This is a genomic window from Streptacidiphilus sp. BW17 (genome assembly GCF_041262485.1).
Lineage (GTDB): Bacteria > Actinomycetota > Actinomycetes > Streptomycetales > Streptomycetaceae > Streptacidiphilus.
The window spans coordinates 14,719-38,975 of sequence record NZ_JBGCCR010000008.1 but is presented as its reverse complement, the minus strand read 5'-3'; the positions used below and the strand labels follow the sequence as shown (position 1 = coordinate 38,975).

Annotated in this window: 22 protein-coding genes and 2 pseudogenes; 11 read left to right on the top strand and 13 right to left on the bottom strand. The window is 71.5% G+C overall.

Going from position 1 to position 24,257, the window contains the following annotated elements; all coding sequences use genetic code 11:
• Positions 1-11: 11 nt before the first annotated feature.
• The 4 genes from ABH940_RS12140 to ABH940_RS12125 form a co-directional block, all read right to left on the bottom strand.
• Entirely contained in the window at positions 12-419 is a 408-nt protein-coding gene (locus ABH940_RS12140) for a DUF742 domain-containing protein (RefSeq protein ID WP_370062496.1), read from the bottom strand.
• The gene (locus ABH940_RS12135; RefSeq protein WP_370062494.1) at positions 416-826 is read right to left on the bottom strand and encodes a roadblock/LC7 domain-containing protein; all 411 of its coding nucleotides are present in this window, start codon (positions 824-826) and stop codon (positions 416-418) included. The genes ABH940_RS12140 and ABH940_RS12135 overlap by 4 nt, the downstream gene beginning before the upstream one ends.
• Positions 823-2,223: a sensor histidine kinase gene (locus ABH940_RS12130; RefSeq protein ID WP_370105225.1), complete on the bottom strand. Its 1,401-nt coding sequence runs from the start codon at positions 2,221-2,223 to the stop codon at positions 823-825. Before ABH940_RS12130 ends, ABH940_RS12135 begins: the two co-directional genes overlap by 4 nt.
• 425 nt (positions 2,224-2,648) lie before the next feature.
• Complete coding sequence (locus ABH940_RS12125) at positions 2,649-3,296, bottom strand: TetR/AcrR family transcriptional regulator (RefSeq protein WP_370062490.1); 648 nt, start codon at positions 3,294-3,296, stop codon at positions 2,649-2,651.
• 233 nt (positions 3,297-3,529) lie between these two features.
• On the opposite strand from ABH940_RS12125, the gene ABH940_RS12120 reads away from it, so the two are divergent.
• Positions 3,530-5,026, top strand: coding sequence for an APC family permease (locus ABH940_RS12120; RefSeq protein WP_370062488.1), 1,497 nt, complete (start codon positions 3,530-3,532; stop codon positions 5,024-5,026).
• Positions 5,027-5,126: 100 nt separating this feature from the next.
• Positions 5,127-6,725, top strand: a complete 1,599-nt coding sequence (locus ABH940_RS12115) for an amidohydrolase (protein WP_370105224.1) — start codon at positions 5,127-5,129, stop codon at positions 6,723-6,725.
• A gap of 433 nt (positions 6,726-7,158) precedes the next feature.
• Here ABH940_RS12115 and ABH940_RS12110 read toward each other — a convergent pair whose 3' ends face one another.
• Positions 7,159-8,091 carry an RNA polymerase sigma-70 factor gene (locus ABH940_RS12110; protein WP_370105223.1) on the bottom strand — a complete coding sequence of 311 codons (933 nt, stop codon included), beginning with the start codon at positions 8,089-8,091 and terminating at the stop codon, positions 7,159-7,161.
• A gap of 58 nt (positions 8,092-8,149) precedes the next feature.
• A complete protein-coding gene (locus tag ABH940_RS12105; protein WP_370062482.1) occupies positions 8,150-8,623 on the bottom strand; it encodes a carboxymuconolactone decarboxylase family protein in 474 nt (157 codons plus the stop codon).
• Positions 8,624-8,835: 212 nt separating this feature from the next.
• Here ABH940_RS12105 and ABH940_RS12100 point away from each other — a divergent pair, with 212 nt between their 5' ends.
• The 3 genes from ABH940_RS12100 (at position 8,836) to ABH940_RS12090 (ending at position 13,556) form a co-directional block, all read left to right on the top strand.
• Entirely contained in the window at positions 8,836-9,651 is an 816-nt protein-coding gene (locus tag ABH940_RS12100) for a DUF899 family protein (RefSeq protein WP_370105222.1), read from the top strand.
• Positions 9,652-9,952: 301 nt separating this feature from the next.
• Positions 9,953-11,473 carry a hypothetical protein gene (locus ABH940_RS12095; protein WP_370105221.1) on the top strand — a complete coding sequence of 507 codons (1,521 nt, stop codon included), beginning with the start codon at positions 9,953-9,955 and terminating at the stop codon, positions 11,471-11,473.
• A gap of 310 nt (positions 11,474-11,783) precedes the next feature.
• Positions 11,784-13,556: a protein kinase gene (locus ABH940_RS12090; RefSeq protein WP_370105220.1), complete on the top strand. Its 1,773-nt coding sequence runs from the start codon at positions 11,784-11,786 to the stop codon at positions 13,554-13,556.
• Between the two features lie 6 nt (positions 13,557-13,562).
• Here ABH940_RS12090 and ABH940_RS12085 read toward each other — a convergent pair whose 3' ends face one another.
• From ABH940_RS12085 to ABH940_RS12065, 5 genes and pseudogenes are all read right to left on the bottom strand, one after another.
• On the bottom strand, positions 13,563-13,988 hold the full coding sequence (locus ABH940_RS12085; RefSeq protein ID WP_370062474.1) for a carboxymuconolactone decarboxylase family protein: 426 nt from the start codon (positions 13,986-13,988) through the stop codon (positions 13,563-13,565).
• A gap of 179 nt (positions 13,989-14,167) precedes the next feature.
• A complete protein-coding gene (locus ABH940_RS12080; RefSeq protein WP_370105219.1) occupies positions 14,168-15,121 on the bottom strand; it encodes a hypothetical protein in 954 nt (317 codons plus the stop codon).
• A 166-nt stretch (positions 15,122-15,287) separates the two neighbouring features.
• Entirely contained in the window at positions 15,288-15,353 is a 66-nt protein-coding gene (locus ABH940_RS12075; RefSeq protein WP_370105338.1) for a hypothetical protein, read from the bottom strand.
• A gap of 106 nt (positions 15,354-15,459) precedes the next feature.
• A pseudogene (locus tag ABH940_RS12070) lies at positions 15,460-15,645 on the bottom strand (glycine cleavage system protein H); the annotation flags it as partial.
• A 133-nt stretch (positions 15,646-15,778) separates the two neighbouring features.
• Positions 15,779-16,072 carry a GTP-binding protein gene (locus ABH940_RS12065; RefSeq protein WP_370105218.1) on the bottom strand — a complete coding sequence of 98 codons (294 nt, stop codon included), beginning with the start codon at positions 16,070-16,072 and terminating at the stop codon, positions 15,779-15,781.
• Positions 16,073-16,075: 3 nt separating this feature from the next.
• Between ABH940_RS12065 and ABH940_RS12060 the strand changes: the two are divergent.
• The 6 genes and pseudogenes from ABH940_RS12060 to cobF form a co-directional block, all read left to right on the top strand.
• Positions 16,076-16,270 (top strand): annotated as a pseudogene (locus ABH940_RS12060) (hypothetical protein); the annotation flags it as partial.
• A gap of 77 nt (positions 16,271-16,347) precedes the next feature.
• Entirely contained in the window at positions 16,348-18,264 is a 1,917-nt protein-coding gene (locus tag ABH940_RS12055) for a methylmalonyl-CoA mutase family protein (RefSeq protein ID WP_370105217.1), read from the top strand.
• Entirely contained in the window at positions 18,261-20,480 is a 2,220-nt protein-coding gene (gene scpA, locus ABH940_RS12050) for a methylmalonyl-CoA mutase (RefSeq protein ID WP_370062466.1), read from the top strand. Before ABH940_RS12055 ends, scpA begins: the two co-directional genes overlap by 4 nt.
• Positions 20,481-20,494: 14 nt before the next feature.
• On the top strand, positions 20,495-21,499 hold the full coding sequence (gene meaB / locus ABH940_RS12045) for a methylmalonyl Co-A mutase-associated GTPase MeaB (protein WP_370062464.1): 1,005 nt from the start codon (positions 20,495-20,497) through the stop codon (positions 21,497-21,499).
• On the top strand, positions 21,499-22,329 hold the full coding sequence (locus tag ABH940_RS12040; protein WP_370105216.1) for a cobalt-precorrin-6A reductase: 831 nt from the start codon (positions 21,499-21,501) through the stop codon (positions 22,327-22,329). Before meaB ends, ABH940_RS12040 begins: the two co-directional genes overlap by 1 nt.
• A gap of 64 nt (positions 22,330-22,393) precedes the next feature.
• Positions 22,394-23,155 (top strand): precorrin-6A synthase (deacetylating), encoded by a 762-nt coding sequence (cobF, locus tag ABH940_RS12035; RefSeq protein ID WP_370062460.1) that lies wholly within the window; start codon positions 22,394-22,396, stop codon positions 23,153-23,155.
• A 30-nt stretch (positions 23,156-23,185) separates the two neighbouring features.
• Here cobF and ABH940_RS12030 read toward each other — a convergent pair whose 3' ends face one another.
• Positions 23,186-23,737, bottom strand: a complete 552-nt coding sequence (locus tag ABH940_RS12030; RefSeq protein ID WP_370062458.1) for an NIPSNAP family protein — start codon at positions 23,735-23,737, stop codon at positions 23,186-23,188.
• On the bottom strand, positions 23,734-24,216 hold the full coding sequence (locus ABH940_RS12025; protein ID WP_370062456.1) for a hypothetical protein: 483 nt from the start codon (positions 24,214-24,216) through the stop codon (positions 23,734-23,736). Before ABH940_RS12025 ends, ABH940_RS12030 begins: the two co-directional genes overlap by 4 nt.
• Positions 24,217-24,257 lie beyond the last annotated feature (41 nt).

The window sequence follows — 24,257 nt, the reverse complement described above, 5'->3', positions numbered from 1 at the left end:
CCGACCGGGTGTCAGGCCAGGTCACGAAGGCCTCCGAGAATTCTTTCGAGCACCACGCGGTTGGGACGGTTGGGAACGCCGATCGGCGAGTTGCCGGAGCCCATGCTGACCGAGGAGCCGTGGACGCGGATGCGCCCGGCGTCCACCAGGTCGCTGACCCAGACGCGGACGACGCCGAGCGGCAGCTTCAGCAGCGCGGACACCTCGGCGATGGAGCGCATCTGACCCTCGCACAGAGCGCAGATCCGCTCCAGCTCGGGCATGGCGGAGGCGGTCGGCTGCGCCTGCCACGCGGGCTGGACCGGTCTCTGCTCGACGGCCGAGATGAGTGTCTCGACGAGCAGCACCTGGCCGAAACGGGTTCGGCCCCCGGTCAGCGCGTAGGGGCGCACGCGGAGCGAGCGCGCGGGGACAGTCACCGGATCGCCTCCTGGACCTCGGTACGGACGTGCGCGGTCAGGACATGGCCGGCCTGGTCGACCAACCGGGCCATCTGGAAGGCCACGACGCTCAGGTCGCAGTCCCGTGAGGTGTAGGCGGCCAGGCAGGCGGTCTCGTCGACGGACATGAGGATCACCGTGCCTTCGTCCAGCGTGACCACGGTCCGCTTGAGCCGGCCGAGTTGGAGGAGGTGGGTCAGCCCGCTCGCCAGTCCGTTGATCCCGGCGACGAAGGTCGCCAGCTCCTCCACGGGGCAGTGCTCGTCGACGGCCACGAGGGGCAGGCCGTCCGTCGAGACCAGGGCCAGCGCACGCAGGCCGGGTGTGCTGACCAGCACATCACCGAGCAGCCAGCGCAAACGCTGCTGCGGGGTCGCCTGGGTCATGCCTTGTCGTCCTCCTCGCGCGGGGCTGCGGCCTCGCGCAGTCCGTTCTGGAAGCCGCCGAGGCGGCGTCGGAGCTCTTCGGCTGCGGAGCCGGCGTCCCGGGGAGGACGAGTACCCACCTCGCCGCTCGGTTCGTTGGCCTGCGCCACCTGTCCGCTCTCGCCGGGGACGCGCTTGGGCAGTCCGTTGGGGGACGTCGTGGTCGTGCTCGGCGCGGCGGACGTGCCGGCAGGACCGGCAGACCTGGACCCGCCCATGGATCCTGCGGCGCCGACCCCGCCGGTGGTGCCACCGGAGAAGCCGGCCCCCTGGCCGTGTCGGGCGTTGGGGACGGCGGCGAGCATCGGGCCTCCCTGTCGGTAGGTGGCGGCCTGGGTGTGGGCGTCCTCCGGGAGCGGGCGTCCGGGCGGGATGTGCTCCATCCCTCCCGTCACGGCCTGCTGGTGCGTCTCGGCGGGGTCGGCCAACAGCCCGGCGGGCAGGGCGACCAGGGCCGTGGTCCCGTCTCCGCTGGCGCTGGTGCGCAGCTGGATCCGCAGGCCGAGACGGCGTGCCAGCAGCGTGACGACGCGCAGCCCGAGGGAGCGGCCGCTGCCGTGGCCGATCTCGTGACCGTCGCCCTGCTCGGCGAGGGTGCGGTTGACCTGACGCAGCATCGTGTCGGTCATGCCGATGCCGCGGTCGCCGACGGAGACCATCACCTCGCCGCTGTCCAGGTGCCAGGCGGTGACCGTGACCGCCTCGGTGGGCGGGGAGAACGCGGTGCCGTTGTCCAGCAGTTCGGCGAAGACGTGGCTGAGGTCGTCGGCGACCTCACCGCGGACCAGGACCGGCGGAAGCGCCGTCAGGTGCACGCGCTCGAAGCGCTCGATCTCGGAGAGGGCGGCGCGCAGGACGTCCAGCAACTGGGCGGGCGCGCCGGGGCGACCGGGGCGCTGCTGGTCGCTGCCGCTGGCGAGCAACAGCATGTTCTCGCTGTTGCGGCGCATCCGGGTGGCGAGGTGGTCGAGTTGGTAGAGCTGCTCCAGCCGGACGGAGTCCGACTCGCGCTCCTCCAGCCCCTCCAGGTTGCCGAGCTGGCGTTCCACCAGGACCAGGGAGCGCAGCGCCAGGTTGGCCAGCACCTCGCCGCCCTGGGTCCGGCTGCGGTGGAGCTCCTCGGAGGCGTCGTCGAGCTCCTGGACGAGCCGCACGTTGTTTTCCTGCAGCTGCGCGTACGCCCGGTCCAGGTCGTCGTAGGCCCGCCGCATCTTGTCCATGGCCGCGTTACGGGCGGCCTGACCACGGCGACGGGCTCTGCGGGTGCGCAGTTGCACCACCAGGAGGGTCAGCAGCAGGAGGACCGCAACTACAGCGGCGGCAGCAGCCAGAGCCGCAGGGGCGTTCAGTGTGGACACGTAACCCCACAGTTCAGCGCAGCAGCTTGCGCATCAGAAGCAATCAGAAGGAATGACCCGCCCATCACATCATATGGACGATTCCGCATTCCAGTCCGTCCCCTGAGGGGACGCCAATGCCGAAGCACCGCAGGTTGATCCGGCTGTCGGCGCGTCAGCGGGCGACATCGGCCCGCAGTCGGAAACGCCGCGCCCTGGACGCGGACCGCACGATGCAGCGGATCGCCCACGAAGTCTTCCGGGAAGACGAACGGCCAGCTCAGAGCCGGGTCACAGGAAGCCCATGGCACTCGATACCGGTACAGCGAGCCGGATATGACACTCCTGTTCGGCCGGCGTGCCGGGAGCCCGCACCATCCACGCAGCTCAGGGGTGGATTTGGTGAAGAAATCGCGCACCGGGACTGACGCAACGGCAACTGACCGTCAGGGCTTCGCGGCGGGGCCGTCCGGCCGGGGCGCGGTGAGGAGGGTGCGGCAGTGGGCGAGGAAGGCCGTCAAGGCCAACTCGAACGCGGCGTCGGCGCGATGGCCACCCTCCGCGCCCCCGGCGGCGGCGAGCGCCCGCGCCAGCGACGGGGTGGAGCCGTCGGGGGCGGTCTCCCACATGGTCTCCGGAGCGGTCAGGTCGAGCGCCGAGCCCAGCACGATGTTGTCCAGCGCGGTGATCAGCGGCATCACCGTCCCCTCCGGGAACCCCGCCTCCAGCAGCGCTGCGGCGCACCGGTCGTACTGCGCCAGGGCCTCGGGCGCGGCCACCCGGGCCGCCGCCAGCATCGGGATCGCGCGCGGGTGCGCGGCGAACGCGGCGCGATAGGAGCGAGCCCAGGCCTCCAGCGCGCGGTCCCACGGACGCAGGTCGAGCGCGGACGCGTCCATCCCCGCCGCCAGCCGCACCCGCAGCAGTTCGATGATCCCGGCCCGGCCTTCGACGTGGTGGTAGACCGACGCGGTCTGCACCCCGAGCCGCTTGGCGATCTGCGGAACGCTGAAGTCGCCGTGGGCGTCGACCAGCGCCAAGGCGGTGGCGCCGATGCGCTCGCGGTCGAGCAGGGCCTTGCTGGGCCGTCCCATCGCACCCCTCTCACACGTCATCCGCGCGTGGTCGCTGCGCACGGCCGCAACGCGCGGTCGCAGCGCACGGTCGCAACGCTCGCCGCAGCGCGGCGATCGTCTGCCCGCGGCCGCGGAACCAGGCCTTCCCAAACGGTGAAGACAGGGCTACGGTACCGAAACCATCAAGCTTTAGGTTTATGGAGAAGTCGCCGTGGTCCCGGACCCCGGCCGGCCGTGAAAGGCACCTGCGCATGACCGAGCCCCACGCCCGAAGAGCGGACGCGCCCGCCCCCACCCTGCGCACCAACACCCTCGGCACCGCCGACATCGCCTTCTTCGTCGTCTCCGCCGCCGCACCCCTCACGGTGATGGCCGGCGTCGCACCGCTCGCCCTTCTCATCGGCGGCATCGGCGCGCCCGCCGGCTATCTGCTCGCCGGAGGCACCCTGGCCGTCTTCGCCGTGGGCTTCATGACCATGAGCCGCCATGTCCGCCACGGCGGCGGGTTCTACGCGTACATCACCCGCGGGCTCGGCCGGCCGGCCGGATTCGGCGCCGCGCTGCTCGCCCTGCTCGGCTACCTGGCCATGAACATCGGCGTCTACGGGCTGCTCGGCTCGGCCACGCACGACACGCTCCAGACCCTGTTCGGCTGGAACGTCCCCTGGCCGGTGATCTCCCTGGCCGGGCTCGCCGTCATCTGGTTCGGCGGTTTCCGCTCGATCGAGTTCGGCGCCAAGGTGCTGGGCGTCCTGCTGCTCGCCGAGGTCGCGATCCTGGTGCTGCTGGCCGGCGCGGTGCTGGTGCAGGGCGGCGCGCACGGGCTGAGCGCGAGCTCCTTCGCTCCGGCCAACCTGACGGCCGCAGGCATGCCCGGCATGCTGGCCATGGCCTTCGCCGCGTTCACCGGCTTCGAGTCCACCGTCATCTACCGCCGCGAGGCGCGGAACCCGGACCGGACCATCCCCCGCGCCACCTACATCGCCGTGGCGTTCCTCGGCCTCTTCTACGCGTTCGTCGTGTGGGTGGTGATCCAGGCCTTCGGCGACCAGCAGGTCGTCGCCGCCGCGGCCAAGGACCCGACCGGCCTCTTCTTCTCCGCGACCGCGACCTACGTCGGCCCGTGGGCCGCCGACGTGATGCACGTCCTGATCGTCACCAGCCTGTTCGCCTCGCTGCTGGCCTTCCACAACGCGACCAACCGCTACGCCCTCGCCATGGCCGAGGAGGGCGTGCTCCCAAGGCAGTTGGGCCGCATCCACGTCCGGCACCGCAGCCCGTGGGTCGCCGGCGTCGCGCAGACGGTGCTGGGCGTCGTCGTGGTCGTCGCCTTCGCGGCGGCGGGTGCGGACCCCTACACGCAGCTGCTGCTGTGGGTGAACACGCCGGGCCTGCTCGCGCTGGTCGCTCTGCAGTTGCTCGCGGCTGTCGCCGTGCCCTGCTACTTCCGTCGCATCCACCACGACGAGGGCGTGCTGCGCACCGTCGTCGCACCCTCGCTCGCCACGCTGCTGCTCGGGGCCGCGCTCTACCTGGTCGTCGCTCATGTCGGGCTGCTGACCGGGGCGTCCGACACGGTCAACACGGTGCTGGTGGTGCTGGTCCCGCTGGTCTTCCTGGCCGGCGTCGGGTACGCGCTCCGGCTTCGCGCCGCAAAGCCGCGCGTATACGCGGAGTTCGCCGCCGAGCCTGCCCGACCGGATGCGCCTGGCACCTCCGAGAACGCCGCGCTGCCGATCTCGTCCTGAGCACACCCCTCCTCTGTCTCTCCGCTCGTCTGCTTCTCCTCCTGTCTGTCTCTCCTCCTGTCTGTCCCTCCTCTCGATCCACCCGAACAAGGAAGCATCGATGTCCCTCGCGCCAGAAGTGATCGTCGTCGCGGCCCAGGTCCACACCCTCGACCCGGACCGTCCGCATGCCACCGCCGTGGCCGTCCGGGACGGCCTGATCACGGCCGTCGGCGACGCGGACGACGTACGCGACTGGCGCGGGGCAGGGACGGAGGTGCTCGACCTCGGTGCCGCAACCCTCTTCCCCGGCCTGGTCGACAGCCACAGCCACCCGGTGTTCGGCATCGACCTCGCCTCCGGGACGGATCTCAGCGCGGTCCGCGACCTCGACCAGCTGCGCGGCGCGCTGGCCGATGCCGAGCGCGTCGACGGATGGGTCCACGGCTGGGGGCTCGACCACAACGTCTTCGCCGGCCGGCCCGTCCACCGCGAGGTCCTGGAATCCGTCCTCGGTCCGGACACCCCCGCGTTCATCCGCCTCTACGACGGCCACTCCGCCCTGGTCACCGGCGCTGCGCTGCGCGCCGCCGGGATCACCGGACCGGTCGCCTTCGCCCAGCGGTCCACCGTCGTCTGCGACGCGGACGGCTCGCCCACCGGCCACCTGATCGAGATGGCGGCGATGGACCTGGTCACCGCCGTCCTGCCGCGCCGTCCCTTCGCCGAGCGCCGCGACGCCCTCCACGCCCTGCTGAGCTCGATGGCCGCCACCGGCCTGACCGGCGCTCATGTGATGGACGCCGAGGGCGACGTGGTCGACCTGCTGCGGGCCGTCGAGAAGGAACACGACCTTCCGCTGCGCCTGCGGCTCGCGCCCTGGTGCAACCCCGGGATCTCGGCGGAGGGCCTCGACGCGCTGGCCGATCTCCAGGGCACCGCCGGACGCAACTGGCTGGTCGGCGGCGTGAAGTTCTTCATGGACGGCACGGTCGAGGGCGGCTCCGCGTGGCTGGAGCACCCGGACTGCCACGGCCAGAACAGTCGCGCGCTCTGGCTGGACCCGGCCGAGTACACCAGCGCCGTGCACCGCCTCCATGCCGCCGGGGTCCGCACCGCCACCCACGCCATCGGCGACGCGGGTGTGCGCCATGTTCTGGACACCGTCGCCTCCATCGGCCCCGGCGGCCGGATGCGCCATCGCATCGAGCACATCGAGACGCTCTCCAAGGAACAGGCACGGCGTTTTGGCGAGTTGGGCGTGATCGCCTCGATGCAGCCCACCCACTCCGCCTACACGCGCGCCGACCACACCGACGAGTGGTCCACCCGCGTCGGCGCCGAGCGCGCCGACCGCGCCTGGATCTGCCGCACCCTCCGCGACACGGGCGCGGTGCTGGCCCTCGGCTCCGACTGGCCGATCGCCCACTTCGACGCCCGCGAGGTCCTCGCCTACGCCCAACTCCGACGCCACGCCGGGACCGACACCGCACCCGTCATGCCCGAGCAGGCGCTCACCGCGACGATGGCGCTGGAGGGCTTCACCACTCACGCCGCCCTCGCGGCGGGCGAAGCCGAGCGCACCGGCCGCATCTCCCCGGGCCTGCGCGCCGACCTCACCGCCTTCGCCCTCGACCCGCTCAACACCCCCGCCGACGAGCTGGCGGAGACGCCGGTGGCGCTCGCCATGTCCAACGGCCGTGTCACCCACCGCGCCTGACGGACAGCGCTACTCGAGGCCTGACCGCTTGCCCGGGACCCGCGAGCCCGGGCGCGGGTGCGGAAGCCCACGGGTCTCGCCAGCGCGCTGCCGGAGGAAGCGGGTCAACTTCTCGGCCCTGAGGACCGAGCGTGTCGCCCGATCCCGGAGCTTTGATTGCAAGTCGTACTCACGGCTGGCTGCAGCAGGTCGCCTGCGTCCGGCACTGTGCTAGGCGTGTCGCCTGACGGTGCTGGGGCTGTTGACTTTGCCCCGCTGCCACGCAGCATCGGCCCGGTGGGCGATGTTGCGGGAGCCGTTGAGCACACCAGGGCGTCGACTACGACCTGGTCGTGGACAGCACCTCCAGCGAGCCGCTCGCGTGCGCCCGGACCATCGCCGAGCGGATCAGCTGAAGAGATGAGTTGAACGGATGGGTGGAACGGACGCGTGCTCAGCGCGCGGAGCGGCGGGACTCGCGGAACTCGCGGTCGACCGCCCAGGCGTCGGCGACCGGGCCGAGGTGGGCGAGCTTGTCGGGGTTGACGACCGCGCGGATGGCCTGGATCCGGCCGTCGGCGACGTCGAGGACCAGCGTCTGGAGCACCCTGCCGTCGCGGTCGTGGAGGATCGCGCCGGGCTGGCCGTTGAGCTCGTGGAGCTCGCAGGTCACGTCGATGCGGAGCAGCGCGGGGTAGACCGAGCCCAGCAGTCGGGCCACGCTCGAAGCGCCCAGGACCACCCTGGCCAGGCGGGGTGCCTTGCCGCCACTGTCCCCGACCAGCTGCACGTCGGCGGCCAGCAGCTGCTGCAGTCCGCCCACGTCACCGTCCTTCAGCGCGTCGAAAAAGCGGGCGGCGAGCTGCTGACGTTCCGTCCGGTTCGCCTCGAAGCGCGGCGTCCCGGCCTGCATGTGGCGCCGGGCCCGCACCAGGAGTTGGCGGCACGCGGCCTCCGAGCGCTCGACCGCCGAGGCGATCTCCGGGAACTCGAAGCCGAACACGTCCCGGAGCACGAAGACCGCGCGCTCCAGCGGACTGAGCCGCTCCAGTAGGACCAGCGCCGCCATCGGCAGCGAGTCCGCCAACTCCACCGCGCGTTCCGGGTCCTCGTACGGGTCGGCGAGCAGCGGCTCGGGGAACCACGGCCCGACGTACTCCTCACGCCGGACGCGCGCCGACCGCAGGACGTCGATCGAGATCCGCGTGACGGCGGCCGAGAGGTAGGCCTTGGTCGAGGTGGGCCGGGTGGTCGAGGCGTCGAAGCGCAGCCAGGTCTCCTGCACCGCGTCCTCGGCCTCCCCCACGCTGCCGAGAATCCGGTAGGAGATCGAGAAGAGCAGCGGTCGCAGCTCCTCGAACTCCTTGACCCTGTCCGCGCTTTCCACAGCGACTCCTCTCCCCTGGGCGGGATCCTTCATCCGATGCCGCCTGGGTGCAAGTGGATCAGTGCAACTGTCCGGCCTGGTAGTCGCCCGCGGGCTGGCGGGTGATGATGTTCATCCGGTTGGCCAGGTTCATGAAGCCGACCAGCAGCACCAGGGCCGTGAGCTGCTCCTCGTCGTAGTGCTTGGCCGCCTGCTCCCACACCTCGTCGCTGACGCCCTCGCCCGCGTCCGCAGTACGTGTCCCCTGCTCCGCAAGGGCCAGCGCGGCGCGCTCGGGCTCGGTGAAGACGGTCGCCTCGCGCCAGGCGGCGACCAGGTGCAGACGCAGCGCGGTCTCGCCGGCGGCGGTGGCCACCTTGGTGTGCATGTCGATGCAGGCGGCACAGCCGTTGATCTGGCTGACGCGCAGCGACACCAGCTCCTGGGTGGCGGCCGGGAGCGCCGACTCGCGCAGCGACGCGCCCGCCGTCATGAGGTGCTTGAGGGCCTTGCCCGCGGTCGGCTGGGCGAGGAAGTTGAGACGCGGTTCCATGGGTGCTCCTCGTGCTCGTCGGTGCCTACACCCCCTAAGACGGAATAGCCCGGCCCCCTGTGACATGCACGGGAGTGACCCGGGTCACGGTCGGCACGCACCGCGTCGCCCGATCGTGCGGGCGCAGGGCGGGTGAGCGTGTCCCGTTGTCTTGCGGTAGGGGAACGGGCAGGCTGGGCCGGGTCGGGGATCCGTTCACCACGGAGGACACCATGACGTCCGCACCGAACACGCCGGACACACCGGACACACCACCGAACCCGCCGCGCGCCGGGAACACACCCGGCCGTCCGCCCGTCGTCGACCTGGCCACCTGGCGGGCCGCCCGGGGCGAGCTGTTGCTCCGCGAGAAGGCCCACACCCACGCGGGCGACGCCATCGCCGCAGCGCGCCGACGACTGCCGATGGTGGAGTTCGACGGCACGGTCGAGGTCGTCGGGCCCGACGGTCCGATCCCGTTCCTGGACCTGTTCCAGGGGCGTGACGAGCTCATCGTGTACAAGCACATGTGGTACGACAGCGCACCCCACCAAGGGCAGTGCGAGGGCTGCACCAACGCCGCCTGGCACATCCCGGATGCCGTCTACCTCAACGAACGCGGCGTCTCGTTCGCGGTCCTGACCACGGGCCGGTGGGACGAGGTGGCCGCCTTCACCGAGTTCATGGGCTACACCCAGCCCTGGCACTCGGTGCGCGGTCTGCCGGAGCCGGTCGGCGGGGACATGGGCTACCTGACGTGTTTCCTGCGCGACGGCGACCGTGCGTTCCTCACCTACTCCACGACCGGCCGGGGCAACGAGCCGGCCAACGGGTCCTTCGGCCTGCTCGACATGACCCCCTACGGCCGCGGTGAGACGTGGGAGGACAAGCCCGAGGGCTGGCCCGAGGGACACCACTCCTGCTGGTACTGGCGGTCCGACGCCGACGGCACCGCCGACTGGGGCCCGACCAGCCGGCCCGTGCCGCAGTGGACCCGCCCAGGTGCGACTCCGGAGAAGACCCTCGGCCGCAGCGGCCCCCACTCCTGACGTCCTGACGCGCGCGGAGTTCGCGGAGTTGGCGGAGCTCACAGAGTCCATGGAGTTCGCCGAGTTCGCGGAGTTCACGCACTGGAAAGCCCGAGGTCGGCTCCCCGTGGAAGGCCCACAGGTAGGTGTGCCAAGCTGCCGTGTCCCCTTGATCGGATCGCGGCGGAGTGTCCCCCACATGACGACGTCAGTCACCGGCTCGGTACCCCCGACCACAGGCGTAACCGGAAGCGACGCGGGCCGCCGTCCCCGGACACGCGGGACCTCCCTCAGGCAGGCCCGAGGGGACGCACTGCTGGTCGTGGGCGTGTTCCTGCTCGGGCTGCCCGTCTGCATCCGCCTGCCCTGGGACGGTGACCTCGGCGTGCACCTGGCGACGGCGCTGCGGGCCGCCGCGTCGCCATGGAACCCGGTCGACCCGCTGACCGGAACGACCGATTCGAGCCCCTACTACTCGCCGCTGACGATCCCCCAGGGACTGCTCGGCCGGGTCACCGGCCTCTCCGCGCACGCGGTCGTCAGCATCAGCGCCGCCTGCTTCGTCCTCGTTCTGGCGATCGGCGTCGTGCGGCTGACCCGCTGCTTCACCGACCACGTCCTCGCCCCCGCGCTGGCTCTGGCGCTGCTGGTCGGGTTGTGGGGCTGGCAGCTCTTCGACTGGAGCGGCTTCCCCTCGCTCAACTCGCTGGCGCTGGGCGTCGGTTACCCCAGCACGGCGGCGCTGGCGCTGACGCTCAACCTGTGGGCCTGGTGCCGTCGCCGGACCATGCGCGACGGGGGTGCGCGGCCGGGGCTCTGGCTGTCCGGAATGGGCGCCTGTCTCGGCGTCATCCTGCTGATCCATCAGTTCACCGGGCTCGCCGCCGGGCTCGGCCTGGCCGCCATGGCCTGCGGCCCGCTGTGGCGTCAGGCCCGCACCCGGCAGGACCGGCTGCGGCTTCTCGGGCACGCGGCGGGAGCCGTCACCGTCTGCGCGGTGGTGGTGAGCGTCTGGCCGTACTACGACTTCTGGGCGCTCGGCGGCAGCGCCGACGCGCTCAACAGGATCCACCAGCCGCTCTACCTGGCCATGGGGCGGCACTACGGACTGGCGCTGCTCGGCGTTCCGGCGCTCGCGCTGCGGTTCCGCCGGGACCGGCTGGATCCGCTGGTGCTGCTCTTCCTCTCCTCACTTGGCGTCTTCGTCGCCGGTGGGCTCACCCACGAGTGGGCGATGGGCCGGATCCTGCCCGCCGTCATGCTCTCCGCGCAGCTCGCCCTCGCCTACGAGCTGCTGCCCACCCGGTCGGCGACGGCTCGGACAGCCCCTGGCTCCGGGCTCACGCGGCGGCTGCGCCGGGCCGCGCTCGCGGTCACCGCAGCCGCTGCGGCGGTCGGGCTGTGGACGCAGGCGGGCGCACTCGTCTTCGCGCTGCCCGGTCTGCGGGCGCCGCTGACGGACGCGGGCGTCCACGTCGTCGCCCTCTGGGACGCGTCGACCTGGCACTTCCCGTCGGCGCAGACCACGGCCGCCACAGGGACGCTGATGACCGAGGACTACTACATGTTCCGCGTCGCGCCGGCGCACGGCATGCCCACCGTCGCGCCCGCGTACATGGACGTGTTCCTCAGGGACAGCACCGCGCGTTCCGACGCCACCTGGGCCTTCTTCAATCCCGCCACCCTCCACGCCCAGCGGCTGGCGACGCTGCGCCGCTACCACGTGCGGTGGATCGGCGTCCCCGCCGCCGCGCTGCCGTCCGACCTACGCGGCGACGTGCAGGTCGTCTCGTCCGAGCCGTACGGTCTCACCCTCTTCGCGGTGGATCCCGCAGTCTCCTGACGACACGTCAACAGTCGTGGCAGACGGGCAGGCACGTCGGTAGGCAGGCACGTCACCGGCAAGCACGCAGTGAACCATTCTTGACGCTGCGTCAGATATGTGGGGACGATGGAGAACCGGCCGCACCGATCACTGCATGCGGATCTGTCGCTGATCTTCTCGTAGACTCGCGAGGCCTACGAGGACAGTTGACATTCCGGGATTGTGAGCACACTGCGTGGCTGAAACGGGGAACGGGTCGAACGAGCCTTACGGGTTCGACCTTGCGGGGAGCGGGGCCACACCACTCGGGGACGAGGACCCGCGCAGGGTGGGGTCGATCCCACTGCTGGGGCGGCTCGGTTCCGGCGGCATGGGCCGGGTCTACCTGGGTGTGGTCGACGGCAGATACGCCGCGATCAAGCAGGTGTTGCCTGCCTTCGCCGAGGACGGGGACTTCCTGCGGCACTTCGGCCACGAGCTGGACAACCTGGCCAGGCTCCCGAAGGACGTGAGCGCCGCGCTACTGGCCAGCGACCGCGGGGGCCGTCCGCCGTGGTTCGCCACCGCGTACATCCCCGGCATGACGCTGGCTCAGACGCTGGACCTGCACGGCGGTCCGCTCTCGGTCCCGATGCTGTGGCTGCTGCTGCGCGAGGCGGCGGCCGGCCTCAAGGCCGTCCACGCGCAGGACATGGTGCACCGGGACCTCAAGCCGTCGAACGTGATGCTCACCGAGCAGGGCGTCACGCTCATCGACTTCGGGGTGGCACGCGCGGCCGACCAGAGCCGACTGACCCGCACCGGCGTGATGATGGGCACCCCCGCCTACATGTCCCCGGAGCAGGCCAACGCGGCCAAGAACCTCACCGGCGCCACGGACGTGTGGGCACTCGGCGCGATGCTTGCCTACGCGGCGGCCGGGGAACCGCCGTTCGGCGACGGCTCGGGCGTGGACCTGCTCTACCGCATCGTCCACACCGAGCCCGACCTGACCCGGGTCCGCGCGCTGAACGCCGAGCTCGGGGAGGTCGTCGCTGCCTGCCTCGACAAGAACCCGCTGGCCCGGCCCAGTGCGGAGCGGCTGCACGAGCTCGGCAAGCAGAAGTGCGGTGCGCCGAAGCCCGGTTGGCCGTCGGAGGTCATGAGCATCCTGGCCCGGCGGTCGGCCTTCGCCCGCACCGAGGTGCCCGCGATCGCGGCTCCTGCCGAGGCGGCTGCGGCGGGCGCGGGGGCGGCTCCGGCTGACGCGGTGCCGGCACCGGGTGCGGGAGGCGCCGCGCCAGCCAGCTCGCCGACGGGGCAGAGCGTCGTCTCCCCGGTCCTGCTCAGCGAAGGGCCGCCACCCGAGCGGCCTCGACGCCGCAGGCGCCTGATGTACACCGTCGTCCCGATCCTCCTTGCTGTGGGTGCGATCGTCGCGGTGGCGCTGCTGCCGGGGACCCTCTCCCCCTCCAGCAACGCAACGGGCGGACACTCCGGGACCTCGGTCACCACGGTCCCGGCGACGACCACCTCCCCCCGCTCCGCCTCGCCGTCGGCGAGCGGTTCAGGCTCGGGCTCGCCGTCCTCGCACGCGTCGGCGTCGGCGGGCACGAGCCCGACCGCGAAGTCGAGCTCGACCTCCGGCTCCGGCTCGACCGGCAGTGCGTCGGCGGGGACGAGCGGTGGCACCAGCTCGGGGGGTACCAGCTCAGGGGGCACCAGTTCCGGGGGCAACTCAGGCGGCACGGGCGGAGGCTCCTCCGGCGGCTCCAACGGAGGCTCCAGCGGCGGGTCGACGCGCCCGCCGACCGGCTCCGCACCAGGCACGGTGACGAACTGGAGCGCCTACTTCCAGGGCAGTTGCTTCGGCAGCTGCCGCTTCCCGATCCTCATCCAGTGGAACACGGTCTCCGACGCGACCAGCTACGACATCCACTACACCAACGACGGCGCCGGCAACGCCAACGACAAGACGGACACCGTCATCCCCACCGGCGGCTCCAGCTACACGATCAGCAGCCAGGTCTCCGGCGACAACATCTGCATCTGGCTCCGTGCCGTCAACTCGCACGGCGTCTCGCCCTGGTCGAAGTCCATCTGCTCCGAGACCCCGTACTGATAGCCGCTAGTGTTGCGCCCGGCCTGTTCCCTCGACCGGCAACAGGCCGCGTTCGGCGAACACCTCCTTGGCGACCTTGGTGGCATTGATCGCGCGGGGGAAGCCGCAGTATCCGGCGGACTGCAGCAGCGCCTCGACGATCTCGACCGGCGTGAGGCCGACGTTGAGCGACGTGCCGATGTGCATGCGCAGCTCGGGCTCGCAGCCGCCCAGCGCGGTGAGCATGCCGAGGGTGAGCAACTGGCGGTCGCGCGGCGCCAACTGGGGTCGGCCGTAGATCTCCGCGTACCCCCAGGCCACCGCCTGGTGGGCCAGCTCGGGTGAGACGTCGGCCATCGAGTCGACGAAGAGCTGCCCCTGCCCCCCGCTGACCTCTTCGAGGAGTGCCATTCCGCGTTCGAACCGTGCCTGCCGCTCGCCCTGCTCCGTCATGGGCCGACGGTACCGGGGGTGCCGCGCGGCGTCAGGGTCCGGCGGGCGTGTCCGGAGTCGCGACGAGGTGCACCACCCGGCTGGAGTAGCCGCGTGCGGCTCACGCGGACGGGCGCTGTCAGCGCCGAGCTGCTCAACGGCCCGCTAGACCGTCCTGACGGGGAGACACCTGACGTCGGTCAGCTGAGACCTGCTCCGTGCACCAGGTCCGTGCCGAGTCGCGTCGGGGCGTGGTGGACCGTCTGGCCGTTGCGGACGGTGGCGATGAGGCCGGACTCGCGTAGGACGGAGGCGTGTCGCGAGGCTGCTGCAGCCGATACTCCGAGTGTCGCCGCGAGCCGTCCGGTGGTCACGGCCGGCGTCCTGACGACGGCGACGAGTGCCGCTGCCCTTGTCGTTCCCAGGAGCGACTCCAAGGCAGGGGCCGGAGCGTGGAGCTCGGGGTCGCGCGTGATGACACCGGGCGCCGCGGGATAGATGACCGTCACCGAGTCAGCCAGCGGGTCGAACATGATGCGAGTGGCCAACGCCGTCGGCTGGAGGATCAAGGGACGCCCTTCGAGAGATTCTTCGGCCTCGACGTTGGTGTTCAGACGCAGCCTCCGACCGTCCCAACGAATCGACGGGTGCAAGGAGTTCAGCATGTCGTCGATGCCACCGAGCGCGGCGCGGACTTTTGCGTCGGCTGATGCGGTGGCGACGGCGGAGGTGATCCTTCGGCGGTAGGGGTCCAGCGCCGTGGTACGGAATGTGGCGAGGATGTGGTTCAGCGTGCTCACCGCGCCCGAGCGGCCGTCAGCGAGCTCGCGGGTGAACGGAGTCAGGGCGCTGGATCGGGCCAGGTCACGCAGATGAGCGGTAGCCGACGGGGACTCAGGGTCGATCCCTGACGGCGCCGCGCAGGCGACCTGATCGAAGAACGCCGGAATGTAGAGGCTCGTGTACAGGTCGAACAATCTGCTGTGGTCGGGGTTCCAGCCCCGGGCGACCTCCAGCTTCCACGCCGTCAGCCTCCGGTCGGAAGTCCGGTAGGCCAACTGAGCCCCGCCCAGGGCGAGCTCGTACCCGAAGTCAGGCACGTCGGCGACCTGCAGCCGCTCCAAGTCGTCCGTCGACAGACTGATCCGTATCAACCTGGCATCCCCCCGGAGCCATACGCCGACGAGTCGGCTTCAGACCTTTTGCATGTCCACGCAAAAGACTAGCTGTTGGGTCACGCACCGTCGATCGTTTACCGTTTTCGACTGGGGCCGGCTGCACCGCAGGCGGCCCCAGCACAACAGCAAGGAAAACAGGCCGTCAGCCGATCAACTTCTCGTAGGCGGCGGCGTCGAGGAGCTCGTCGAGCTTGGCGCCTGCCGCCAGCTTGATGCTGACCAGCCACGCGTCGTAGGGGTCCGAGTTGACTCCCTCGGGGGGAGTCGACGACGTCCTGGTTCACCGCCACCACCTCACCGTCCACCGGGCTGTAGAGCTCGGAGACCGACTTCACGGACTCGATGGTGCCGATCTCGTCACCGATCTGGACGGACCTCCCCTCCAGCGGCAGCTCCAGGAACACGATGTCGCCGAGGGCGTTCTGGGCGAAGTCGGTGATGCCGACCCGCACCGTGCCGTCCTTTTCGACGTGCACCCACTCGTGGTCGGCTGTGTACATGAGGTCGGCGGGGACGTTCGCCATGACAGGCTCCTCCGGGACAGGGTGTGATCAACAGGTGACACGCTGCCATGCCGGGGGGTGCCTGTATGCGAGCTTTCGCCCCAACACGCCCGAAGGGCGGGCACCTGCGTCAGCGACCCACTGGAACCTCGCAGACGTTGTCCCAGGCCGGGAACGGGTCGTCGAAGGCACGCCAGGCGGTCTCGTCACCGGCCAGCTCGTCGTCGGAGAGCAGGCAGGCGTACAACTCACGGCGGAGCGCGTCGTGCTGGAGGCCGGTGCCGATGAAGACCAACTCCTGCTGCCGCGCGATCTCCTCGTGCCGATGTGGCCCGTCCGCCTCCTCGACGTGGGCGCCGGAGGGCTCGAACCGGGCGACGGAGCCGGCCTGGGACCAGAGGCCGGTGATGTGGGGGCGGGTCACCAGCTGCACCGCGCGGTCTTCGCGCGGCTCGGGGAGGCCGACTGGCCGCACGGCATCGAGACGGCCGTCGACGCCGCCCTGACCGCCCGCTACTACGAGCGGTACGCGGACCATGCCGCGTCGCTCGCCGGGCGCGTGGTGTACCTGGTCACCGGGAGGCATCCGCACCCGGAGGGCTCGCTCGTCCTCACCCCCTGACATGCAGGTGCGGAGAGGGATACATCACAACCGTTCGCTCTGCTGAACCTCAAGCTGGCTGCTCTAGCATCCTTTGCATGACAGTCGTGCCTGATGACGGGCTCTCGCTCGCTGCCGAATTCCCCGACGCCACCCGAGACCAGTGGCAGAGCCTGGTAGCCGGTGTACTGCGCAAGTCGGGGAAGGACGTGTCGGGCGCGGCTGCCGAGGAGGCCCTCGCGACCGCCCTGGAGGACGGCCTCGTCGTCGCTCCCCTGTACACGGCGGGGAACACCGCGGACGGCACGACCGGCTTCCCCGGCTTCGCACCGTACCTCCGTGGCGCCGCACCGGCCTCGACCGGCTGGGACGTACGTCAGCGACACGAGCGGCCGGAGGCCGACCGCTGCAACGAGGCCGTGCTCGCCGATCTGGAGAACGGCGTCACCTCCCTCTGGCTGGCCGTGGGCGGATCGGGTGTGCCCGTCACCGACCTGGCCCGTGCCCTGGACGGCGTCTACCTCGACCTCGCGCCGGTCGCGCTCGACGCGGGCGCCGAGACCGGCGCCGCCGCACGCGAGCTGCTGCGGATCTACGACGCCAAGGGCGTCGCGCCCGACGTCGTCCGCGGCACGCTCGGCGCCGACCCGATCGGCCTCTCCGCCCGGACCGGCGAGCCGGTTGCCGAGTCGGACACCGCCGACGCCGTCGAGCTGGCCAAGCTCTGCGCCGACCGCTACCCGGGGATGCGCGCACTGACCGTGGACGCGCTGCCGTACCACGAGGCCGGCGCCTCGGCCGCCGAGGAGCTCGGCTGCTCGCTGGCCACCGGCGTCGCCTACCTGCGGCTGCTGACCGAGGCCGGACTCTCCGTCGACGCGGCCTGCCGCCAGCTGGAGTTCCGCTACGCGGCCACCGCGGACCAGTTCCTGACGGTGGCCAAGTTCCGTGCGGCGCGGCGCCTTTGGGCCCGGGTCGCGGAGGCGAGCGGGGCCGGCGCAGAGGCGAGCGGGGCCGGTGCGGCCACCGGCGCCGCTGCCCAGGTGCAGCACGCCGTCACCTCGCCGGTGATGATGACCCGGCGTGACCCGTACGTGAACATGCTGCGCACCACCATCGCCTGCCTCGCGGCCGGGGTCGCCGGTGCCGACGCGGTGACCGTGCTGCCGTTCGACCACGAGCTCGGGCTGCCGGACGCGTTCGCCCGCCGGATCGCCCGCAACACCTCGTCGATCCTGCTGGAGGAGTCCCACCTGGGCCGGGTCACCGACCCGGCGGGCGGCTCCTGGTACGTGGAGCAGCTGACCGACGAACTCGCCCACGCCGCTTGGGCGTTCTTCCAGGAGCTGGAGCGTGCGGGCGGCCAGGAGGCGGCGCTGCGTTCCGGCATGGTGGCCGACCGGATCGCGGCCACCTGGGCGGCACGCGGCAAGAAGCTCGCCCGTCGCAAGGAGCCGATCACCGGCGTCAGCGAGTTCCCGAACCTCGCCGAGACGCCCGTCGTCCGCGAGGAGGCCGCAGCGGACCGGATCCGCCCCCTGGCCCGCCACACGGGCGACGGCAAGGGCCTCCCCCGGGTCCGCCGCGACGAGGCGTACGAGGCGCTGCGGGCGCGTTCGGACGCGCAGCTCGCGGCGACCGGCGCGCGCCCCCGGGTCTTCCTCGCCGCGCTCGGCCCGGCGGCGGCGCACACCCCGCGCGCGACCTTCGCGTCCAACCTGTTCCAGGCGGGCGGCATCGAGCCCGTGCACGACCCGGTGTCCGTGGACGCCACCACCGTCGGCTCGGCGTTCGCCGCCAGCGGCGCGACCGTCGCGTGCCTCTGCTCCAGCGACGAGCTCTACGCGGAGCAGGCCGAGGCCGTCGCCGAGGCGCTCCGCACCGCAGGCGCCACGCGTGTGTACCTCGCCGGTCGGCCCGCCGAGTACGCGCAGGTCGACGCCTACGTCTTCGCCGGTTGCGACGCGCCGGCCGTCCTTTCCTCCGCCCTCGACCTCATGGGAGCCCCGGCGTGACGCAGATTCCCGACTTCTCGCACGTCGACCTCGGTGCCGGTGCACCGGCCGGGGCCACCGAGGAGCAGTGGCGCGCGGCGGTCAAGGAGGCCACCGGCAGCAGCGTCGGCGACCTGCTCTGGGAGACGCCCGAGGGCATCTCCGTCAAGCCGCTCTACACCGGCCAGGACCTTGAGGGCCTGGACTTCCTCGGCACCTACCCGGGCGTCGCGCCGTACCTGCGCGGCCCGTACCCGACGATGTACGTCAACCAGCCGTGGACGATCCGGCAGTACGCCGGGTTCTCCACCGCCGAGGAGTCCAACGCCTTCTACCGCCGCAATCTGGCGGCCGGTCAGAAGGGCCTGTCGGTCGCCTTCGACCTGCCGACCCACCGCGGCTACGACAGCGACCACCCGCGCGTCACCGGCGACGTCGGCATGGCGGGCGTCGCGATCGACTCGATCTACGACATGCGCCAGCTGTTCGACGGGATCCCGTTGGACAAGATGACGGTGTCGATGACCATGAACGGTGCCGTGCTGCCCGTTCTCGCCCTCTACATCGTGGCGGCCGAGGAGCAGGGGGTGCCGCCCGAGAAGCTGGCGGGGACCATCCAGAACGACATCCTCAAGGAGTTCATGGTCCGCAACACCTACATCTATCCGCCGAAGCCCTCGATGCGGATCATCTCCGACATCTTCGCGTACACCTCTCAGAAGATGCCGCGCTACAACTCCATCTCCATCTCCGGCTACCACATCCAGGAGGCCGGAGCGACGGCCGACCTGGAGCTGGCGTACACGCTCGCGGACGGTGTGGAGTACCTGAGGGCGGGTCAGGCCGTGGGCCTGGACGTGGACACCTTCGCGCCGCGGCTCTCGTTCTTCTGGGCGATCGGCATGAACTTCTTCATGGAGATCGCCAAGATGCGCGCGGCCCGGCTGCTCTGGGCCAAGCTGGTCAAGCAGTTCGACCCCAAGAACGCCAAGTCGCTGTCGCTGCGCACCCATTCGCAGACCTCCGGCTGGTCGCTCACCGCGCAGGACGTCTTCAACAACGTCACCCGGACCTGCGTCGAGGCCATGGCCGCGACCCAGGGGCACACCCAGTCGCTGCACACCAACGCGCTGGACGAGGCGCTGGCCCTGCCGACCGACTTCTCCGCCCGCATCGCCCGCAACACCCAGCTGCTGCTGCAGCAGGAGTCGGGGACCTGCCGCGTCATCGACCCGTGGGGCGGCAGCGCCTACGTCGAGCGGCTGACCTACGACCTGGCCCGGCGCGCCTGGCAGCACATCCAGGAGGTCGAGGCGGCCGGCGGCATGGCGAAGGCCATCGACGCGGGCATCCCCAAGCTCCGGATCGAGGAGGCGGCGGCCCGCACCCAGGCCCGGATCGACTCCGGTCGCCAGCCGGTCATCGGCGTCAACAAGTACCGGGTCGAGAGCGACGAGCAGATCGACGTGCTCCAGGTCGACAACTCCTCGGTGCGCGCCCAGCAGATCGCCAAACTCCGGCGGCTGCGGGAGGAGCGCGACGAGACGGCGACGCAGGACGCGCTGCGCGCGCTGACCGCTGCGGCCGAGCGCGGTTCGGGCTCGGATTCCGGATCGGGCCTGGACAACAACCTCCTCGCGCTGGCCGTGAACGCGGCCCGCGCCAAGGCGACCGTCGGCGAGATCTCCGACGCCCTGGAGAAGGTGTACGGGCGGCACACCAGCCAGATCCGTACCATCGCGGGTGTGTACCGCAACGAAGCAGGCGAGTCCCCGTCGCTCGGCCGCACCCGTGCCCTGGTCGACTCCTTCGAGGAGGCCGAGGGGCGCCGTCCGCGCATCCTGGTGGCCAAGATGGGCCAGGACGGGCACGACCGCGGCCAGAAGGTGATCGCGACGGCCTTCGCCGACCTCGGCTTCACGGTCGACGTGGGCCCGCTGTTCCAGACCCCGGCCGAGGTGGCCCGTCAGGCCGTCGAGGCGGACGTGCACATCGTCGGCGTCTCCTCGCTGGCCGCCGGCCACCTGACACTGGTTCCCGCGCTGCGCGAGGAGCTGGCGGCCGAGGGCCGCGAGGACATCATGATCGTCGTCGGCGGCGTCATCCCGCCGCACGACGTCCCGACGCTGCTCGACATGGGCGCGGCGGCGGTCTTCCCGCCCGGCACGGTAATCCCGGACGCGGCCTACGACCTGGTGCAGCGCCTCGGCGCCTCGCTCGGTCACGCGGACCTGTAGTCGCGGATCAGCGGATGCGCATCGATCTGGACGCCTACATCAAGGGTGTGCTCGACGGGAAGCGGGCGTTCGTCGCCCGCGCCGTCACGCTCGTCGAGTCCACCCGTCCCGACCACCGGGCCCTGGCGCAGCAGTTCCTGACGGAGCTGCTTCCGTACTCCGGCAAGGCCCGGCGGATCGGCATCAGCGGCGTGCCCGGCGTGGGCAAGTCCACGTTCATCGACGCCTTCGGCACCATGCTGACCGGCCTGGGCCACCGGGTCGCGGTGCTGGCCGTCGACCCGTCCTCGACCCGGACCGGCGGCTCCATCCTCGGCGACAAGACGCGGATGGAGCGGCTGGCGGTGGACCCGGCCGCGTTCGTCCGCCCCTCCCCCAGCGCCGGGACGCTCGGCGGGGTGGCCAAGGCGACGCGCGAGTCCATGGTGGTGATGGAGGCCGCGGGTTACGACGTGATCCTGGTCGAGACCGTCGGCGTGGGCCAGTCGGAGACCGCCGTCGCGGACATGGTCGACTCCTTCCTGCTGCTCACCCTCGCCCGAACCGGCGACCAGCTTCAGGGCATCAAGAAGGGCGTGCTGGAGCTGGCCGACGTCCTCGCCGTCAACAAGGCCGACGGCCCGCACGAGCGCGACGCCCGCGCCGCCGCCCGCGAACTGGCGGGCGCGCTGCGGCTGATGCATCCCGCCGACGCTGCGTGGACCCCGCCGGTCCTGCACTGCAGCGCGCGGGAGTCCACCGGGCTCGACACGGTCTGGGAGCGGCTGGAGCAGCACCGCACGCTACTGGAGTCCACGGGTCGGCTCACCGCCAAGCGCCGTTCGCAGCAGGTCGACTGGGCCTGGTCCATGGTCCGCGACGAGCTGCTCGGCCGGCTGAAGGCGCATCCGGGTGTCCGTGCGCTCACTCCGGACCTGGAAGCCCAGGTCCGGGCGGGCGAGTTGACGGCGACCCTAGCCGCCGAGCAGATCCTCGCCGCCTTCGACGGCGTCAACTCCGCAGATGCCAGCGAAAGCTGATGTCCAGTCATGAGCTGCGTCATACATTCCGTCATGCACTCCGTCATGTGCTGATCCTGGGCGGCACGACCGAGGCCCGGCTGCTGGCAACGGAGCTTGCGGCATGGTCTGCCGCCCTACGGGTCACCACATCGCTGGCAGGCCGCGTGGAGCAACCGGCGCTGCCGGACGGGGGCGTGCGCGTCGGCGGGTTCGGCGGCGCGGACGGTCTGGCCGCCTGGCTGCGCGCCGAGCGGGTGTCGGCTGTGGTGGACGCCACGCATCCCTTTGCCGCCGGGATCAGCGCCAACGCCGCCCAGGCCGCGGCCGGGACCGGCGTGCCGCTGCTCGTGCTGCGCCGCCCGGGCTGGCAGCAGGTCGCGGGCGACCGCTGGCACCTGGTCGCCTCGGTGTCCCAAGCCGCGGCCCTGCTACCGGAGTTGGACAGCGCGGAGTCGGGCAGCCGGGTCTTCCTCACCACCGGTCGCAAGGACCTGGCCCCGTTCACCGGCCCCGACCGGCTGCCCGCGCTGGACCGGCTCCGGTTCCTGATCCGCTCGGTCGATCCACCCGAGCCACCGCTCCCGCCGGGCGTCGACGTGGTGCTGGACCGCGGCCCGTTCACCCTCGACGGCGAACGGGCGCTGCTGCGGCACCACCGGATCGGCGTGCTGGTCACGAAGGACAGCGGTGGCGCGGCCACGGCCCCGAAACTGACGGCGGCGCGGGAACTCAGCCTGCCCGTCGTCGTGGTCCAACGACCGCCCGCGCCTGCGGGCGTGCCGGTGGCAGCGGACGTCGCGGCCGCGCTGGCATGGCTGGCGCGTCTGGCTCGTCCGCAACTCACCTGACCCGGACGACCCCGCCCTGACCTCAGCGTACGGTCGCCGGAACCGATCCGGAAGAATCATCCCCATGCGGCACATCAACGTCATCGGCATCGGCGCGGGCGACCCCGACCACCTCACCCTCCAGGCGGTCAAGGCGTTCGCCCGGACCGACGTCTTCCTCCTCCTCGACAAGAACGACCAGCGGCAGGAGCTCGTCCAGCTGCGCCTGCGCATGATCGAGGAGCACGGACGCCCCGGCCACAGGCTCGTCCAGGTCCCGGACGCCGAGCGCGACCGCAGCACCCCCGCGTACCGGGAGGCGGTCCACGACTGGCGGCGGCGCCGGGCCGAGCTGGTGGCGGGCCTGATCGCCGAGCACATCGGCCCGGACGGCACGGGCGCGCTGCTGGCCTGGGGCGATCCTGCCCTCTACGACAGCGTCTCCGCCGTCCTCGACGAGATCCTGGAGCAGGACCCCACCGCCTTCAGCTACGACGTCATCCCCGGCATCAGCAGCCCCTCGGTGCTCGCGGCACGCCACCGCACCACGCTGACCCGGGTCGGCCGCCCGGTGCGCATCACCACCGCCCGCCGCCTGGCCGCCGACGGCTTCCCGCCCGGTGCGGAGGACGCCGTGGTGATGCTGGACGGGAAGGCGGCGTTCAGCAGGATCGATCCCGAGGGCGTCCACATCCACTACGGCGCCTACCTCGGCACCCCGGACGAGATCCTGGTCTCCGGCCCGCTCGCCGAGACCGCCGAGGAGATCTCCCGCCTGCGCCAGGAGGCCCGCGAGGCCAAGGGCTGGATCATGGACAGCTACCTGCTGCGGCGTAGGGAGGACTGACGTCGCGTCACGGCGTCAGGCGTCACGGCGTCACGGGGCCACAGGTTCCAGCCGCAGTCGCCGGACCGGCCAGGGAGGCGGCGGCTCGGCCGGGCCGAACCAGACACGGACGTCCTCTCCCGCGCGGACCGGCAGGAGCGGATAGTCGTTCTCGGTGTGCTCGGTGCGGTGCAGCGCATGCCGGGGGCCCAGGTGCCGCGCGGCGTACGCGTCGAAGTCGGCCACGACCCCGGGGTGGCAGACGGTGGTAAGGACTTCACGCGTGCCGGGCGTCGGCGTGAAGCCCGGGCCGCGCAGCAGCAGGACGTCGTCGCTGTCGACCATGGTGGCGTTGGCCGCGTCGCGGTGCTCGCGCCAGACCGGGCCGGTGTAGAACGCCTCCAGCGAGCGCCGACGGTGTGCCATGTTCGGAAAAGCGCGCAGCCAGACGAAGCGGTCCGGGTCGTCCAGGTCGCGGAAGCGCCCGCCCACGGTGATGCCGACCGCCTGCTGGCCGGTCACGAACTCGCGCTCGAAGAGCTCGATCAGCGTCTCCCGCGCGCCGGGATGCAGGGTGTACTGCCGGAGTTCGACGATGTTCATGCGCCGGGCCGCCAGGTACGGGTGCGGGTGCGGGTGAAGTCCATGGTCCAGTTGAGCTCCCAGGTGCGGCCCCCGTCGGCGGAGAACTCCTGCTCCCAGCGGGCGGTGTCCGGGCCGAGGCGCTGCCAGGTGAAGTGCACCCGGATCGGGCGGCTGTCGTAGGTGTCATCTCCGTAGAAGTCGCCACGGTCACCGGTGAAGCCGCCGACCACCGGCGGGTCCAGCCGGCCGGTCCTGCTGTCGGACCAGTGGATCGACCACTGCTTCGTTTCGCGGTCGAAGAGCCGTAGGGACACGCCCTGACGGCCCAGGGTGGGGAAGGTGATCTCGTCGATGTTGCCGGCCCCTCCGAACAGGGGCTGGATCACCGAGTGACCGGGGAACTCCTCCCAGATGTCCGCGTCGGCGTCGCCGAGTGGTGTGGTGAGACGGCGGTTGGCCACGTCCCAGGAGCCGTGCAGGAAGTCGAAGTCGTCCATGTGACGCAGGTTAGGCACGCTCCACTGACATCTCCTGTCAG

Coding starts and splice junctions, on each gene's coding strand:
- meaB (WP_370062464.1), top strand. CDS start 20,495: ATGCGCATCGATCTGGACGCCTACATCAAGGGTGTGCTCGACGGGAAG.
- ABH940_RS12115 (WP_370105224.1), top strand. CDS start 5,127: ATGTCCCTCGCGCCAGAAGTGATCGTCGTCGCGGCCCAGGTCCACACC.
- ABH940_RS12125 (WP_370062490.1), bottom strand. CDS start 3,296: ATGGGACGGCCCAGCAAGGCCCTGCTCGACCGCGAGCGCATCGGCGCC.
- ABH940_RS12055 (WP_370105217.1), top strand. CDS start 16,348: ATGACAGTCGTGCCTGATGACGGGCTCTCGCTCGCTGCCGAATTCCCC.
- ABH940_RS12040 (WP_370105216.1), top strand. CDS start 21,499: ATGTCCAGTCATGAGCTGCGTCATACATTCCGTCATGCACTCCGTCAT.
- ABH940_RS12120 (WP_370062488.1), top strand. CDS start 3,530: ATGACCGAGCCCCACGCCCGAAGAGCGGACGCGCCCGCCCCCACCCTG.
- ABH940_RS12085 (WP_370062474.1), bottom strand. CDS start 13,988: ATGACGGAGCAGGGCGAGCGGCAGGCACGGTTCGAACGCGGAATGGCA.
- ABH940_RS12025 (WP_370062456.1), bottom strand. CDS start 24,216: ATGGACGACTTCGACTTCCTGCACGGCTCCTGGGACGTGGCCAACCGC.
- cobF (WP_370062460.1), top strand. CDS start 22,394: ATGCGGCACATCAACGTCATCGGCATCGGCGCGGGCGACCCCGACCAC.
- ABH940_RS12030 (WP_370062458.1), bottom strand. CDS start 23,737: ATGAACATCGTCGAACTCCGGCAGTACACCCTGCATCCCGGCGCGCGG.
- ABH940_RS12100 (WP_370105222.1), top strand. CDS start 8,836: ATGACGTCCGCACCGAACACGCCGGACACACCGGACACACCACCGAAC.
- ABH940_RS12135 (WP_370062494.1), bottom strand. CDS start 826: ATGACCCAGGCGACCCCGCAGCAGCGTTTGCGCTGGCTGCTCGGTGAT.
- ABH940_RS12105 (WP_370062482.1), bottom strand. CDS start 8,623: ATGGAACCGCGTCTCAACTTCCTCGCCCAGCCGACCGCGGGCAAGGCC.